The 15,708-nt window shown below is 40.6% G+C and carries 16 protein-coding genes and 2 pseudogenes; 5 read left to right on the forward strand and 13 right to left on the reverse strand.

Annotated elements, in window-relative coordinates; translation table 11 throughout:
- Window positions 1-94: 94 nt before the first annotated feature.
- Together nusB and V7K60_RS25080 are read right to left on the reverse strand one after the other, a co-directional pair.
- Window positions 95-736 carry a transcription antitermination factor NusB gene (nusB, locus tag V7K60_RS25075; RefSeq protein WP_334929353.1) on the reverse strand — a complete coding sequence of 214 codons (642 nt, stop codon included), beginning with the start codon at window positions 734-736 and terminating at the stop codon, window positions 95-97.
- Between the two features lie 122 nt (window positions 737-858).
- Window positions 859-1,298: pseudogene (locus V7K60_RS25080) on the reverse strand (DUF502 domain-containing protein); the annotation flags it as partial.
- 507 nt (window positions 1,299-1,805) lie between these two features.
- On the opposite strand from V7K60_RS25080, the gene V7K60_RS25085 reads away from it, so the two are divergent.
- Window positions 1,806-2,003, forward strand: a complete 198-nt coding sequence (locus V7K60_RS25085; protein WP_334929355.1) for a hypothetical protein — start codon at window positions 1,806-1,808, stop codon at window positions 2,001-2,003.
- 450 nt (window positions 2,004-2,453) lie between these two features.
- On the opposite strand, the gene V7K60_RS25090 is transcribed toward V7K60_RS25085, so the two are convergent.
- The 3 genes from V7K60_RS25090 to V7K60_RS25100 form a co-directional block, all read right to left on the reverse strand.
- Entirely contained in the window at window positions 2,454-3,362 is a 909-nt protein-coding gene (locus tag V7K60_RS25090) for a glycosyltransferase family 2 protein (RefSeq protein WP_334929357.1), read from the reverse strand.
- A 126-nt stretch (window positions 3,363-3,488) separates the two neighbouring features.
- Window positions 3,489-4,331 (reverse strand): hormogonium polysaccharide biosynthesis protein HpsJ, encoded by an 843-nt coding sequence (hpsJ-B, locus tag V7K60_RS25095; RefSeq protein ID WP_334929359.1) that lies wholly within the window; start codon window positions 4,329-4,331, stop codon window positions 3,489-3,491.
- Window positions 4,332-4,432: 101 nt separating this feature from the next.
- A complete protein-coding gene (locus tag V7K60_RS25100; RefSeq protein ID WP_334929361.1) occupies window positions 4,433-4,639 on the reverse strand; it encodes a hypothetical protein in 207 nt (68 codons plus the stop codon).
- A gap of 598 nt (window positions 4,640-5,237) precedes the next feature.
- Between V7K60_RS25100 and V7K60_RS25105 the strand changes: the two genes are divergently transcribed.
- Entirely contained in the window at window positions 5,238-5,885 is a 648-nt protein-coding gene (locus V7K60_RS25105; RefSeq protein ID WP_334929363.1) for a glycoside hydrolase family 24 protein, read from the forward strand.
- A gap of 17 nt (window positions 5,886-5,902) precedes the next feature.
- Here V7K60_RS25105 and menH read toward each other — a convergent pair whose 3' ends face one another.
- From menH to metG, 5 genes are all read right to left on the reverse strand, one after another.
- Window positions 5,903-6,718, reverse strand: coding sequence for a 2-succinyl-6-hydroxy-2,4-cyclohexadiene-1-carboxylate synthase (gene menH / locus V7K60_RS25110; RefSeq protein WP_334929365.1), 816 nt, complete (start codon window positions 6,716-6,718; stop codon window positions 5,903-5,905).
- Window positions 6,719-6,949: 231 nt separating this feature from the next.
- Entirely contained in the window at window positions 6,950-7,351 is a 402-nt protein-coding gene (locus tag V7K60_RS25115) for a metal-sensitive transcriptional regulator (protein ID WP_334929367.1), read from the reverse strand.
- A gap of 98 nt (window positions 7,352-7,449) precedes the next feature.
- Window positions 7,450-8,655: an LPS export ABC transporter periplasmic protein LptC gene (lptC, locus tag V7K60_RS25120; RefSeq protein WP_334929369.1), complete on the reverse strand. Its 1,206-nt coding sequence runs from the start codon at window positions 8,653-8,655 to the stop codon at window positions 7,450-7,452.
- Window positions 8,655-9,284, reverse strand: coding sequence for a LabA-like NYN domain-containing protein (locus V7K60_RS25125; RefSeq protein WP_094348455.1), 630 nt, complete (start codon window positions 9,282-9,284; stop codon window positions 8,655-8,657). Before V7K60_RS25125 ends, lptC begins: the two co-directional genes overlap by 1 nt.
- Before the next feature lie 166 nt (window positions 9,285-9,450).
- A complete protein-coding gene (gene metG / locus V7K60_RS25130) occupies window positions 9,451-11,055 on the reverse strand; it encodes a methionine--tRNA ligase (RefSeq protein ID WP_334929371.1) in 1,605 nt (534 codons plus the stop codon).
- Between the two features lie 386 nt (window positions 11,056-11,441).
- Between metG and V7K60_RS25135 the strand changes: the two genes are divergently transcribed.
- Both V7K60_RS25135 and V7K60_RS25140 read left to right on the forward strand, forming a co-directional pair.
- Window positions 11,442-12,167, forward strand: coding sequence for a lysophospholipid acyltransferase family protein (locus tag V7K60_RS25135; protein ID WP_334929373.1), 726 nt, complete (start codon window positions 11,442-11,444; stop codon window positions 12,165-12,167).
- A 65-nt stretch (window positions 12,168-12,232) separates the two neighbouring features.
- A complete protein-coding gene (locus V7K60_RS25140) occupies window positions 12,233-13,060 on the forward strand; it encodes an alpha/beta fold hydrolase (RefSeq protein WP_334929375.1) in 828 nt (275 codons plus the stop codon).
- Window positions 13,061-13,117: 57 nt separating this feature from the next.
- Here the strand turns inward: V7K60_RS25140 and V7K60_RS25145 are convergent, their stop codons facing one another.
- Both V7K60_RS25145 and V7K60_RS25150 read right to left on the reverse strand, forming a co-directional pair.
- A complete protein-coding gene (locus V7K60_RS25145; RefSeq protein ID WP_334929377.1) occupies window positions 13,118-13,414 on the reverse strand; it encodes a DUF3349 domain-containing protein in 297 nt (98 codons plus the stop codon).
- Window positions 13,415-13,416: 2 nt separating this feature from the next.
- Window positions 13,417-13,821, reverse strand: coding sequence for a DUF1308 domain-containing protein (locus V7K60_RS25150; RefSeq protein ID WP_334929379.1), 405 nt, complete (start codon window positions 13,819-13,821; stop codon window positions 13,417-13,419).
- A gap of 163 nt (window positions 13,822-13,984) precedes the next feature.
- Here V7K60_RS25150 and V7K60_RS25155 point away from each other — a divergent pair, with 163 nt between their 5' ends.
- Complete coding sequence (locus V7K60_RS25155; RefSeq protein ID WP_334929381.1) at window positions 13,985-15,151, forward strand: EcsC family protein; 1,167 nt, start codon at window positions 13,985-13,987, stop codon at window positions 15,149-15,151.
- A 280-nt stretch (window positions 15,152-15,431) separates the two neighbouring features.
- Here V7K60_RS25155 and V7K60_RS25160 read toward each other — a convergent pair.
- Window positions 15,432-15,708, reverse strand: a pseudogene (locus V7K60_RS25160) (hypothetical protein); the annotation flags it as partial.

Below are 15,708 nucleotides of genomic sequence, written 5' to 3' on the forward strand. Positions count from 1 at the left end.
TCCCAAAGTGAGAAGTTTCGCTTGGAGGAAGCCGCAGAAGCGGCTATAGACTTTTTTCCACGGCAGTATAGAAATTATGAATTCCGCAGCAGTACTACGCAGTTTTTTTCTGCTCAGTGACTCGGCGTAAAACACCGTTAATAAACCGATGACCATCGTCTCCACTGTAGCGTTTGGCTAGCTCCACAGCTTCGTTGATGGCGATACTGTCTGGAACTCCTAAGAACTTCATTTCTGCTACGGCGATTTGCAAGATATCGCGGTCAATTTGGGCGAGGCGAGTTACTTGCCAATCTACTAAGGCAGCAGAAATGAGTTCATCTATAATGTGTCGATTTTCGTTGACGCTAATTACAAGCTCTTTAGCGTAATTCCGAACTCCCTTGTCCTGATTAGCTAACTGAATCAATACTGGGAAATCAACTGCCGTACCCAACTGATTGATTGCTGTCTGGGTGCAGGCGATCGCTTCTTGGAGCATTGTTCTGGCAGTATTGAGGTCGGAGGCGCGAGTTTGGCTGCTTAAAAGGCGATCGTTACTGCGTTGCAGTTCACCTGCAGCATTATCGAGGGTATCTTGTACTTCTGAGGTCAGAGTGCGTACTGCACCTAGTACTAACTTGGATACTAGTTGATCGTCTTCCAATTTATCTAATTTCTTTGGGTTGACTGGCAATTGGCTAAGGCTTAAAAGCGCCAATTCACGAGCAATTTGCTGGGGTTTACGAGGTTGCATAAAACTGAGGGGTGATTGTGCAAGAACTGATTAACTGGGCAAGACAAACTTACAAGCCTATCAATTTTGGCACAGTTAAACAACAACATTACGCATTTGCTTGTGACTATGCCAGATTGATTTTAAGTTTCTTCAACGGGAATAACCTGCTGCTTGATTTTGTCGTGTTTCACTTCCAATGTAGACTCTTTGGAAAAAACCAAAGGCGTATTGGGGGCGACAATGCCACCTGATACAACTATTTTAAAGGCGTCTTCAATCGACATGGAGAGGATCACCACTTCGTCTTCAGGAACGACTGCGTACATCCGGTAGTCGGATTTGGGGTGGTGGGGATAAAGACACTTAGTACAGGAAGAGACATCTGGGCTTGGATATCACTGCTGATTGCATCGGTAACAAAAGCGATCGCCCAAATTCCTTGACGAGGATACTCTACCAAAATTACCTGGGGAAACTTGCCATTAGAATCTTTCAGTATTGTTTTTAAAAGCTGTTTGAGAGTTTTGTATACCTGTCCTGCTAAAGGAATTGCCTGTAATAAGGGACTTCCAAAGAATAAATTGTCCAAAAAATTAATTTTTAAGCATCTAATTATAACTGACTTTTCCCGTTAAGTCTTAAAAGCACGAAATAGCATGGGTTTCAGACTAGAGTCTATTCTCAATAAATTAAGATTAATGATAATAAATCAGCAGAGAATAGGATTTTGGGCTAGGGGTATAGTAAGCGTTGGCGCAGCCCGTTGTAGACATCGCTCAATCAAGGAGATAACGGGAAAAGTCAGATTGCCTGACTCCACAAGTAAGTTCATAAATCAAATAGAATCGCTATAATTGCACTTTTCTGAATATTCCGGTACACAATTATGTAAATAGTAATGCTTATAGTTGCATCTGTATATACACAAAAGATGGTTGATTCATCAAATATTTTTCTTTATCTTATTTATTAAACAAGCGAGCAACAGTATTGAAAGCAACTAAAAACAAAACATACAAGAATAGTAATAACAATCTTCTTGTATTTGCTTTCGTTACTTCAAAGGTTATTATTTTAGGAGTAAATCATGGACATTGGAAACTTATCTTTTCTGACCGCACTTACTGATGAAGATGCCAGCAAGGTCAATGGTGGTTACATTGATTATGAGAGCTTTGCGAATTCTACATTTGATTCGTATGCAACTATAGGCAACTTTCTTGATAACGTAGGTTTAGATGGTAGTTCTTGGTATGCAGCAGGTTTGAATTTCCTTACTCTTTAATTCCAGCCCCATCTCTTAAGGGAGATCCAATAAATAAATCAGCAAGCACTTTCGCAAAGCTGCCATAAGGCAGCTTTGCTCCACATTAGTTAATCGCTCTGGCCATGACTAATAACTCATAAGGCGCTTGCTGCCACAACCCGTTCGCACTTTCTCAGAAGCGAGAAGGCAATCGCAATCAGGCAGGTGCTTTAGGGATTTCCAAGAAATAAATTATCCATCTTGTGGGGTGAGTATTCTGCTTGCCCTGAATATAGAAGAAATGGAGACACCCATCCCACTAGACAATTTGGGATGTTTTTTATTTGGAAGTCTTTTTTATCTAGTCTTGAATTATGAAAAACAAGATCCCTGACAACTTTTACGAAGTTAAGGATCTGTGTAGCATATCTATACGCCCTATGATTTTGCGATCGCTATACAGGAAATCCTTCTAATCTCCAGCCCCCTTCACGCCACATCAACCTGTGTAGTTTCAGAATCCGCGCACTGCAACTGTTGCGTACTCTCTTGTACCAAAATTGCTGTTGCATCTAAATTAGGTTTTGGTAGATACTTCATTTCCCAGACTTTGAGCAAAATCAGGTATTCGTAGAATGCCTGCAATGTACACCAAGCGACTCCGGCACGTCCATCTAAACATCCACCTAAGATAAAATACATATATACAAACCGTAGCAACGGTCTGGCGGGCAAACGTAAAGATAAATCCTTCAAGGCACGCCGTCTTTCTACTTCCGATTTGCCAAAGAATAAATCTTGCCAGTTAACCTTACCCTGTTCTAGCTGATACAATGTTTCTTGAGCCTCATCCGTAGAATAACGGTTGTGCTTATCAATCCAGCGGCTCAAACCTTTGCTGCAAGTGTAGTGTGGGTATGTTTCTTTTAAAAAACTAGTTGCACCCTCACAAACTTCTCGCTCAGTATGACCGTAGTCTGTAAACCACACTTTTCCGTGGCGGAAGAGTCGCATTTGGTAACGGGGATACTGTGTGCTGTAGCGAATCCAACGATTCATGAACATGACGCGTTCAGCCACGTAGTAACCGATATAATCTGGGTTTTGACTTGCCTTTTCGCATTCCGCAAACAGTTCTGGTGTAATGCGCTCGTCAGCTTCGAGAATGTAAACCCATTGATGCTTCGGGGGTATAGACTCTAACATCCAGGTACGTTGGTGGCCGTGGCTTTCAAAAGCGTGTTGGACAACGCGGATGGGATAGCGACTGGCGATTTCCACAGTGCGATCGCTACTGCATGAATCCACAATAATGATGTCATCTGATAACATTGCCGATTCGATACAAGCAGCAATATCTAGTTCTTCGTTATATGTCAGTATGTAAATTGAGAACATTACTCAAGTTTTATAGCGATTTTACTCAGTGATAATTGCCTTGTTATTGTTATTAGCTATCAGGCGCATGGCAGTATAATCCGTCAATAATTTTTGGATACATCCTACTGCCATGCAAATAGTGGATTAGCGTGCGGTAGCTCTAGGTTTACCACCTTGTACAGCACCCCTACCTCTTAAGCCTGTCCAGCCGATGATAATGTAGCCAATGGACAATAGTAAACTGCTAATACCAATCCGCAGTCCAGACTTCCAAGCAGTATCTTTAGCTTGTTGCAGTGCTTCGTCTCGGCGCTGGCGAAGTTGGCTCAGTTGTTGAGTTTGCAGTGTTTGAATATCTGTTTGTTGTTCGATAGCTTTGTCAAGTACTTGGGGATTTGTTTTAGCCTTCTTCAGTAACTCTTTTATATTTGCGGGAATTTGAGGGCTTTCAATTGCTTGCTTATATTTTTGGTCATCTTTGAGGATTTCACTAAACTGAGCTTTGGTTTGGTTTCGCAACTGGTCTAGTTGCGCTTTTCCTTGATCAGTATTCAGTTGTGCTTGCAATTGCGATAACCGAGTGTTCAGTTGATTTTCTGCCTGATCTGCTTCTTGGGTGATTCGGTTGAGTGTTTGAGTCTTGGCTTGATTGACGTTATTTAGGTGCAGGGGAAAAATCAGCAAGAACATCAACCCTAAAATACTTGAGATAATCGCGGCGGGAAATCTTAAATCGATACCTTGAGGGCGATCGCTTGCTGCATCAGCATTCTCAATCCAATAGGCAGCAAATAGAAGCCCCAAACCGACTAGAGGAACAATTCCTCGATCAACGAGCGCTGTTCCCAAATTGATTTGCCATACCCGATCGGTGGGTTGAAAGGGTAACAACAGAATCAAAAAGTCAACGAAAAAGGACAAAATGCAGATTATTCCAACTACCTTAAGTGTGAGAGCAGTACTCACGGAAGTAAAACGGTTAACCATAGTTTTTCAAACTGGTGGTGAATAGGAGTGATTTTCATATTTCAAGCTACTTGAATATTGTGCCCATGACTATGACTATTGTGTAAAAACACAAAGCAGATTCAATATTGGTAAAGGCTATCTGCCTCTTGGTTTTCAACTAGACCACAGTAACATTTGTTATCTACGGTGTCTTCAGAAAATTCCTGGTATTTTAAGATACGAAGTTGACGCGGGGCTAGAGAAAAAGACTCATTAATTACCCAATCTCCCTGATTGCAGTTCTCAATCGGTTGTAATATAGACTGTAGAGCATCACAGATGTGCATCGGTGTCAACTTAAATCGAAACCTTTGCAATGAGGCTGTATCGACTTATCGCCCGATTTGAGTAAGGAAGCAATTATTACTGACAGCAGATGCTACTATAAGCAATTTAATTTATACTTATTCAAGATTTTTGAGAATATCTCGCTTGCTATACTTACAGTAGTTTTCTTTTGTATGAAGTACAAAGCTACGGGTTTTGAGGCAGGAGGTAGAAACTTTTTATATTTGATGCGTGAGTCCTGCATTTTGTACCTCAGTTACTTACAAACTCCTGTATTTATACTCTTTTTTGCTAATTCCTAAAAAAAATGAGCAAATCGGAAATAATAACTAATGCCGTTTCTTGATAAAGCTGCAATATATTTTACCCCCCGGCTAATGCCGTCCCCCCGATGCCTTGGGGGGACTACAGGGGGGTTCATAAGGCGGATCTTCATACAGAACTGGTATAACAATCAGGTGTGAACTTTACTGGAATCAGTTCGTCGATGATTTTTGTTAGCAAAGAGAGTGAATTTGAAGGAGTTAGACTCTGAAAGGCTTTGAATTCAAAGGTGTTGAAAAACTTATTGGCCCAATAGCCGCGCTTCTCGGCTTTGTGTATTTGTTGCAATGGTATATTGGAGACTTGCGATCGCCTTCCGATCCCATCTTTGAAAGTAAACAGCCGCCTTTGGTCATGAAACAGGGCGACCCTTATATTCGCGCTTTAATGCGAACCATCTCGGCAAGTGAGGCTAGTGGAAACCGTCCCTATTCGCTCTTATACGGTGGACAGCAAGTCAACGACCTCAGCCGACATCCTGAGATATGCGTCACAATTATCACAGGTCCCAACACAGGTAATTGTTCTACCGCTGCTGGCAGATATCAAATTATCAACATTACTTGGTATCGTTTAGCCCCTCGTTATCACCCAAAGCCGATGCAGATGATGTTTTGGACTACTTATAGTTTTGAAGCAGAATATCAAGATGTAGTAGTTTACCGTTGGTTAAATGATTCTAAAGTTTGGGGAATTAATATTTCTCAACTGTTGCGTCAGCGAAAGTTAAATGATGTTTTGCGGCGACTCTCTCCCACCTGGACAAGTCTGGGATATGGCATAGAAACTAATTCTGTTAGTAACTCTTTGCCTAAAGTTTATCAGAAAATGTTGCAAGAAGAATTAACCGCAGCTAAACAACCAATAGCCCCGAATTTGACCCCATCCCCAACTCCTTCCAGCAAGCCAGTAAAGAAGTAGTGAAGTTATCCTAATTTTTAACTTGCTGTGGAGAAAAAACTTTTGATATTTTCCACAAATGCCAAAGTATTTTCAAAGTGGATATTGTGTCCAGTATTGCTAATTATTTTTATCTTAGCAAATTCACATATTTTAGCCATTCCTGTATTAATATATATAAATTTTTTATCAGATTCACCGACTAGTAAAAGCATGGGAATTGTATTGCATTTTAGCTTTTCCCATAAAGAAGGTTGGCATCCAGTACCCATAAAGCGCAGTGATTTATCTAACTCATGTGGATTGTTCTGCAACCGACTTTCTACCATGCGATCGTATTCTGGATGATTTTTTATATAACCAAAAATTGGTTGATTATACCAATTTGATAAAAAAGCGGCAAAATCACTTTTTTCAAAAATTCTTGTTAATTTTCTACCTATTTGTGTATCAAGTTTAATCCGTTCTAATCGTTCTGCTGTTGGTAAACCTGGGGAAGCTGACTCTAGCACAACTTTATGAAAACGTTCTGGAAAATTCAGGGCTAGGTATAAAGCCAATCTTCCACCCATTGAATAACCGACTAAAAAGCATTTGGCAATTTTTAACTCATCCAGTAAGTTGATTAAAGCACGAGCAGTATTTGCCATTGTATAGTATTCGTCCTCACCCAAAACTTGAGTTTTGCCATGTCCGGGGAGATCAAGTGTTAAATAGGAAAATTCGTTAAATAGTAATTTTATGGCTTCATCAAATTCATCAATGTTACCCATGAAGCCATGCAAAAAAAGAATTAGTGGTTTATCTAGAGTTCCAATTAAAGAATAATGAAATTGATAGTTTTTTAGAATCATAGTCTAGCTAAAAACCATCATTGTTGCACAGCATATTATTTGATAAAATAAGATTTTACCTCGTTACCTTCTAAAAAAAGTGAACAAAAGAAAGTCTATAAAAATCGCTTGTCTACCAGTTCACAATATGATATTGCTGGGGTGAATGTCACGATGCACTATTAAATTTTGATGTATCGCTGCTAGTGTATTAGCAGTTTTGCAAATGCATTATACATTATTTTCTAATTTTTAAGGTAAAAATCGATCTAAAGCAGCTTTTAACTGTTTAATTTCAACATCAATATTACCCTCTTGTGCGGCTCTAGCAATACACTCAGTTAAATGTTCATCCAAAACAATTCGCGCGACTCGATCCAATGCGCCTCGCACTGCGGCAATTTGCAGTAAAACATCAGGACAAGGGGTACTTTGCTGCACCATTGACTTAATACCTCGAACATGTCCTTCTATACGCGATAATCGATTGATAATTCGCCGTAAAGACTCTTCGCTATGGATGTGAGGATGAGCCAACTCTCCAGTCCCATGAGTCCGATCTGTATGCTCGTGGTCTGTATCGTGATAGTGAGAATGTTCTGTTTGCTGGGATGTTGGCAAGGATTCGTTACCTAATCGGTTTGATCCATTCATGGGCTATCAAAAGGCTTGTATTACTAAGATCCTAGTCTAGTACTCGACCAACCCAAAATTTCTGGGTGAAGGTGGGCTTCATTCACCTAATTTTACTGCTAACGCTTGGCTCTTTCTTGAGGAATAATCTCCGTTACTACCCTACCGCTAGAACTGCCACCTTTGACAAGAATATTTTCTGTTTGCAGATTACCAACTGCTGTTTCACCCACAAAATTTAATGGGGGATCAATTTGTCGGTAAACAACATTTCCCTGAGCTTCAACTAACTTATTGTCTAAATACCAAGTTAGTGTATTGGATCTTAGAGACTGGCGACGCTGACCAACGGCGTTGACATTACCTGTTAAATAAACGGTTTTTTGCGGTATTTTCATTTCACCTTGATTAGCTGTCACTGTGACATTTTCGGCACGCTGGAACATTCGCGTAGGTGAGTTTGTGGTGACAGTTTCTGCGTTCATGTTCCAAGTCATAGAGTTACTAGCTATTTGCAGTGGTGGGTCTAGTAATTCTAGTTGAGCATTCTTTTGAACAGTGGCAATTTTTGTTTTTAAGTTGACTTCGGCTGAATTTCCCTTACCGCGATCGCTAATTTTATTATCTTTGTAGCGGTCAATTTCTAGGGGGCGATCGCCAATCAGTTTTTCTTCTTTAATATTCCAGATTAAATGTTCAGTTCTCACTTGCATCTGGGGATCGATAGAATTTGCTATTACTCCTCCAGAAAATTCCATCCGCTGTTCGCGGGTTTTAACTCGCACTTCCTGCGCTACTGCTTGTAGTTTTTTATGGATGCCGTTAATCTTGTTACGAACAATCAACAAATCTTCTTTGGGACGCCATTCTAATTCATTACCTTGCAACACAATCCCATTATTAGGATCTGTGGCAAATATCTTACCTTTTAGAAACAACTGTTTCCCATCTTGTTCAATATCTGCTACATCTGCCTTGATTTGGTAAACAATTTTACCATCTTGATATAGTTCACCATAAGGACTTTCAGCCTGACCAATTTGTTTTTCTTTGGTGTATTTTGCGGTTTTAGCCCTGACTTTCCAAATTGGTCTTCCCACTTCATCTGCTTGTTCTAGGGTGACATCAAAGAAAGTCAAATTGCTATCTGGATTAGATGAAGCCGCAGTATTTTGTTGAGAAGCTGGCGGGGATTTGCCCCCACAGGCAATTAAACCAAATACCAAGAAAAAAGCCAAAGGTAAAATAAGAAAGGAGGGAGTGGAGGAGAAATTTTGAATTTTTCTCTTACCCCATCTCCCTCTTTTATGAAATTGATATGCCATTATTCTTGGATTTCTAGGTGTCCATCACTAGTTCTGGGGTCTTCCAAAAAACCGATCCCAGATAACGGGCGGTATGGATAGCTTTGGCGAGGGGTTTTTTGAATATCTTCTTTGATGGCTTCTAAATCAATGTAGCGATCACTTACATTAATTAAGCTGTCGCTAGTCATCGAACGCAAGCTCACAACTTCTACCCGCACGCCACGATAGCTGACTGAATTTACTGCATAAGCCAAATCTCCATCACCGCTGACTAAAACTGCGGTATCATAAGAATCTACTAGTGCCATCATGTCTACTGCTATTTCTACATCCAGGTTAGCTTTTTTAGAGCCATCTGGTAGCTGGACTAAATCTTTAGCAATGACTCGATAGCCATTGCGACGCATCCACAGCAGAAACCCCTGTTGCTTCTCGTTTGTCCGGTCTACACCAGTGTAGAAAAAAGAACGCAGTAATCTAGAACCTCCTGTTAATCGACATAATAACTTCGTGTAATCGATTTCAATCCCTAGTTGCAGTGCAGCATAAAATAAATTTGAGCCATCAATAAATATGGCGACCCTACCCCGATTCTCCAAAACTTGTTCTGGGGTAAATATTGAATCGTTTTCCAAATTATTCAACATCGTTGTGATACCTCAATTTTTATCCCTGTTATTTTTGATACAAATTACCAACTTTTAGATGCTAGTCACAGCGGCTTATGATAATGTTCTGCGGCTAATTTAAATTCAGCCACGATAAATTTTGTGAGAAAATAAAAGATTGAACAAAATCAGAGTTTGATAAGGACTAATCGTTTTTCGGGGGTTCTATTCGCTGAAAAACAGGTTGGTGTTTACCCAACTGTTGTTTGCTCGATAGTAGACCCCATGTAGCATGGGTTGCAAAAGGAGCAGTAACTGAACTTTGTTTTTGATCGTTAAAATTTATTCTGAAGCCTAGCTGCTGATAAATATCGCTACTAATGTTCGGAATAATTGGGGATAGCAGATAAGCTGCCAGTCTAACTGATTCTAGAACTGCGTAGAGAACCTTTTCCACTGACTCCTGCTGTCCCTGTTTATATAATGACCAAGGAGCTTGTTCATCAATAAATTTATTACTGGCTTGCGCCAGTGAAAGGATAACCTCACAAGCTTGACTGAAAGCTAGCTCCTGGTATGCTTGTTTCACCTGTTCCTCTAGACGTAAACCAATGGCTTTCAAAGGATTTTCGTCAGGAATCGCTTCATTGCCGATTGATGGTACTTTATTCTCAGCACAGTACTTTTTCACCATGCTCAAAGTGCGATTGAGCAAATTACCTAAATCATTTGCCAAATCTGCATTCACAACATTAATGAACCTAACTTCATTAAAATCTCCATCTTTGCCAAATTCGATTTCCTTAAGGAAGTAATAACGAACGGCATCACTACCATAGCTCTTAACTAATGCCACAGGATCAAGGGTGTTACCCAGACTTTTGCCCATCTTTAGACCATCTTTAGTTAAAAAGCCATGCCCAAAGACTCTCTCTGGTAAGGGTAAGCCAGCCGATAACAGCATTGCTGGCCAGTAAACTGCATGAAAGCGCAGAATATCTTTACCAATTAGGTGCAGGTTAATCGGCCACCATGTTTCTAAAGCATTTGCTAAAGTCGGTTCTGCATCTGGTTCAAGTAATGCTGTGACATAACCTAGCAGCGCATCAAACCAGACATAAAGGGTGTGTTTGGGATCGACTGGTACGGGAAAACCCCAATCTAAATTCACTCGTGAAATGGAAAAGTCTTGCAGTCCTTGATTGACAAAGCTGAGAACTTCGTTGCGCCGACTTTCTGGTTGAATAAAATCCGGTTTAGATTGATAAAATTCTGTCAGCTTGGTTTCATATTTGGATAAGCGGAAAAAATAATTTTGTTCGTCTCGCCACTCCACTTCTTTGTTAGTATGAATTGGGCAACGGTGTCCTTCTAACAGATCCCGTTCTTCTTTGAATTCTTCGCAGGATACGCAGTACCAGCCTTGTTGTTGTCCCTGGTAAATATCACCAGATTCCCAGACTCGCTCAAAGAATTCTTTAACGATCGCTTCATGACGAGGTGCAGTAGTTCGACTAAAGCGATCGTATTGAATGTCTAATAATTGCCATAAACTCACGAAACTTGGGACAATTTCATCACAAAACTCTTGTGGTGCTTTGCCTAAACTTTCTGCCGATCGCTGAATTTTTTGCCCATGTTCATCTGTACCTGTAATTAGTAATACTTGATGCCCTAGTAGCCTCTGAAATCGCGCCACTACATCGGCTGCGATCGTCGTGTAAGCACTGCCGATATGAGGGACATCATTTACATAATATAGGGGTGTGGTCAGCGCAAATGTCTTTTCTTTTTTATTCACTAGATTCATGCAAAATAAAAATTAACTTATTAAAACGTTTTACATCTTACCTTTTTTCGACAAAAGACAAAACCAGGTAATTATACAACATTATTACTATTTTTTCCAATAACATATTCATACTAGCAAATTTCTCAAATCCAAAATTTTTTTTTAATATGCATCAATTAAACTCATTTTTACCTAAAAAATGGAAATAAACTAATCATAATTTTTTTGAATAGTTTATATTAGATATTCTTGTGTTCAAGAATACATAATTGAGAACCCAGAAAATCTAGTTACTTTTGGAGATTAGATATTTCTATCTTAAGACGGTCATGGCAACAGTAAAGAAATGTAAAAATTAAATTAAGACGAATTGCCATATTTACCGGAAAATATATTGATTAGGTATGAGTGGAAATAGCCCCCTAGAGATTTCTCGCGCTTTGGTGGCGGCATTCTCAACGCAAATGTTCCGCTATTACGAAGACCGCATTCCCCGAGATGCCAGCGTCTTGGTAGTCAGCAATCACCGCAGCTTTATGGATGCACTGATTTTAATGGCGGCGTTATCGAATCCAATTCGCTTTGCTTGCCATCACTATATGGGACAAGTTCCAATCATGCGAGAGATTGTCACCGGTCAATTGGGGTGTTTTCCCTTGGAAGAAACTCAAAACCGCCAGCAAAGCTTTTTTTCGCAGTCACAGGTGCTATTGCAGTCCAAGCAGATGGTGGGAGTATTTCCAGAAGGGACTACACCAATGGTGAAATTTACTCAGCCAAGCCAGGTGGGTGAGTTTCAGCGGGGATTTGCCCATTTGGCATTACGAGCCAATGTGCAGGATTTAGCTATTTTGCCGATCGCGATCGCCTCCTTAGAAGAGGTAAACACGAATGGCTTCCCTTTAAAGGTTTTGAGCGTATTTGACCCTTCAGAACCTTTATTTAATCAAGGTGGTTGGCATCCTTTGGTAATTTATCGTCGGGTTGCGGTGTTAATCGGTCGTCCTTATTGGATTACACCCCAACATCATAAAAAATATCATGGCAAACAAGCCAGAACTGTTGTGGCTGAACTGACAGAACACTGTCACGGCGAAATTAGTAATTTACTGCGTCAAGGTTGCTATTAAAATCAAAAGCACTGAAGCTTTTATAAGCAACAATCAGCAGTTCAAAAGTTTTATATCAATGACTAATGACTATCACAGAAGTTGAGCTAAACCCTTGTTTTCTAACTCCTAAACGAGTACAGCCAGAGTATCCGTTGCTGGTATATTTGCCAGGAATGGATGGAACTGGTCAACTATTGCGATCGCAAACCGCAGGATTAGAAGCTGGCTTTGATGTCCGTTGTTTGGCGCTCCCCCGGAAAGACCTGAACACTTGGGATGTACTCACCAAGAGTGTACTGGACTTGATCGACGCTGAATTAGAAAAAAGCTCTCAGAGGCCAGTTTACTTGTGTGGTGAGTCCTTTGGTGGTTGCTTGGCAATGAAAGTGGCAATCCAAGCACCCCATTTATTTAAGCGAATTATCTTAATTAACCCAGCTTCGGCCTTTCGTCTTCGCCCTTGGTTAAGTTGGGCATCCCAGCTAACTTACTTAATTCCATCAGGATTGTATGATATTGGCGCACTTGCATTGTTGCCGTTTCTAGCATCTTTGCAACGCATTTCTCGCAGCGATCGCCACGATTTGTTGAAAACTATGCGTTCTGTCCCGGAAAAAACCGTTCTTTGGCGGTTGTCTTTACTGCGAGAGTTTCATGTTGATCAGGAGCAGTTAAGTTGCTTAACTCAACCAGTTTTGTTGATTGCTGGTGCTAGCGATCGCCTTTTGCCTTCTGTAAGTGAAGTCAACCGAATAGCGAACATCTTACCAAATAACAAGATTGTAGTGTTGCCCAATTGTGGACACGCTTGTTTGCTAGAGCAAGATACTAATCTCTATGAAATTCTTAAAGATAACGACTTTTTAGAAAGTCAAGCTGATACGGGTACAGGGCTAGAGGCGAGAGGATAGGGTGAAGTAAGCAATGACAGACAAACCCCAACCAGAAATAGAGGTGAGAGATGAGTGCTATTCAGATTCTTTGAGCCATTCTTCATAACCACAAACAAGCAAACGCTGTTTCACCTTATCAATAGTTTCAGCCTTTGGCACATCAGTTGTTCTCACACGATACACATCATTTAGAACAACGCCATAATGTTTTGTTGTGTAGTGAGCCACGACTTCTGCCAAATTTCGATCTGACATTTCATCATCAAGCAATGCCAACAGTGGTAAATAGTCTTGTGCTTCTATTCCGTTGGGAAAAGCACACTGAATCAGCTTATAGGTACTTAAAAGATAAGGTGCAATAGTAATTTGCATAATTAATTTCCTCTTAAAGGACAAGGCAGATGGATATACACATTGAACTTTGCACCCTGAGAAAGTGCTGCTCTGACCGCTTTAGCATCTGCTGTCATTGTCACAATTCCTAACTGATCCCCTGTTCCTAAAATGATGATATCATTTGTCCCCAAACTTCTAGTCGGCTGTAAGTTTAGAGCTAGAGTTGAGGTATTGTCAGGTATGATATTTAATCTTTGCAATAATCTACTTGCTCTGGTCTGTTCTGATACTCCGCCTGACCATTGAATAATATCAGTGACTTCTTTCAACGCTGTTTGAGTAATTACCATTTGTTGCCCATGTACATATTGTCGTAATTCATAACGTACAGGTGAGCCTTCAGAAATAAACGCAAACACAGTACCTGTATCTAGATTGACCATTTCAACGCCATACTCAACGCGATTATTTTATGGGAGTTAGGTCACTTTCGGTAAAAGCGTCACAGGAATTGTTGATCTATAACTTGTACTTGTCGGGAGATGTCAAGCCCCTCAAACTTCGATACAACCAAAAAAGAGAGGCTTTACAAGATGGTGTCAAGCAATGGCAGATAAACCCCAAGAAATAGAAGTGAATAAATTAGTTAATTCACCCAGAGAAACTTCAGAAGTAAAAATCCAGGCTCAATCATCAATAGAAAATGAACCGTCTATAGTAGAGTCTTTGATTAAAACTGTTGCTGAGACTGGCCAAGCAGTTTTAGACACAGCAATCGGGGTGGGAGAAGCAACAGCGAAAGAAACACACAAGTTCATTGAGCAAACAACTCAAACCAGCGGTGAGGTTGTGAATCGCCTCAGCGAAAATTGGCTGATTAGAAAACTATCTGGAGTATTAAATCTCAATTGGCTGATTAGCGATACTAACCTTGTTGATTTGGAACAAGCAGAAGCGGCAGTAAACAAGCTCAAGAAACAGTATCCAAATGAATCACCCAGCCAGCTTGCTCACCGAATCATGGTGGAAAAAGCAACTAAAGCAGCCACAGTTGGACTAGCCACTAGTTTTTTGCCAGGAATAGCAGTGGCATTGTTGGCAATTGATTTAACAGCCACAACAAAATTGCAGTCAGAAATGCTTTATCAAATTGCATCTGTCTACGGGCTAGATTTAAAAGATCCTGCCCGTAAAGGTGAAATTTTAGCAATTTTTGGCTTGGCTTTAGGTGGAGGTCGTTTGTTAAAAGCTGCGGGGTTAGGCTTGCTGCGAAATGTACCCTTGGCGGGTGCAGTGATTGGAGCTAGTTCAAATGCAACGATGATCTATTCATTGGGGTATGCTGCTTGTCGATTTTACGAAACCAAGCTGGATGAATCTACTTCCCTGGCATCGCCACAGACATTAGCAACATTAAAAGCCGAAAGTGAAAAGTATCTAGAAAGTGCGATCGCTCAACAAGCTCTCATGGATCAAATCTTAGTTCACATGATCCTAGCTAGTCATCCAGAAAAGACTTGGCAAGAAATTTTACCAGAATTAAAAGCTCTAAACCTCAATCCGACTTCGTTGGATGCCATTGCCCAAAATATCAAATCGCCCAAGCCTTTAGATGTATTGCTCAATCAACTGAATCGTGATTTTGCCATACCTTTGTTGGCTCAATGTTACAAAATTGCCCAGCTTGATAATCAGATTACAGCACCTGAGCAAAAAATAATCGAAGCGATCGCCAGCAAATTTGACATTGACACAAATAAAATTGGGGGATAGGGCATTGGGCATGGGGTAGGAGGTAAAACAGTGAAGTTCATAGCTTCATTAATAGACCTCTTGCATAAATCAAAAATAAAGAACCCCACCCCGCATTTGATTAAAGCAAACGCTCCCCTCACCTTGGCATCGGGGAGGGGTTGGAGGTGGGGTGTTAGGGACTTTTGCAAGAGGTTTAATAGACTTCTTGCATAAATCAAAAAAAGAACCCCACCCCGCCTTTGACTTACGTCAAATTCTCCCCTCACCTTGGCATCGGGGAGGGGTTAGGGGTGGGGTGTTAGGGGACTTTTGCAAGAGGATTAATGAGTATCAAAGACTCATTAATGGAGTTCTGAGGTGGATTAACGAGTATCAAAGACTCGTTAATGGAGTTCAGAGGTGGATTAACGAGTATCAAAGACTCGTTAACGGAGTTCAGAGGTGGATTAACGAGTATCAAAGACTCGTTAACGGAGTTCTGAGGTGGATTAACGAGTATCAAAGACTCGTTAACGGAGTTCTGAGGTGGATTAACGAGTATCAAAGACTCGTTAACGGAGTTCTGAGGTGGATTA

Origin of the sequence: Nostoc sp. (assembly GCF_036917555.1) — a bacterium.
Lineage (GTDB): Bacteria > Cyanobacteriota > Cyanobacteriia > Cyanobacteriales > Nostocaceae > Nostoc.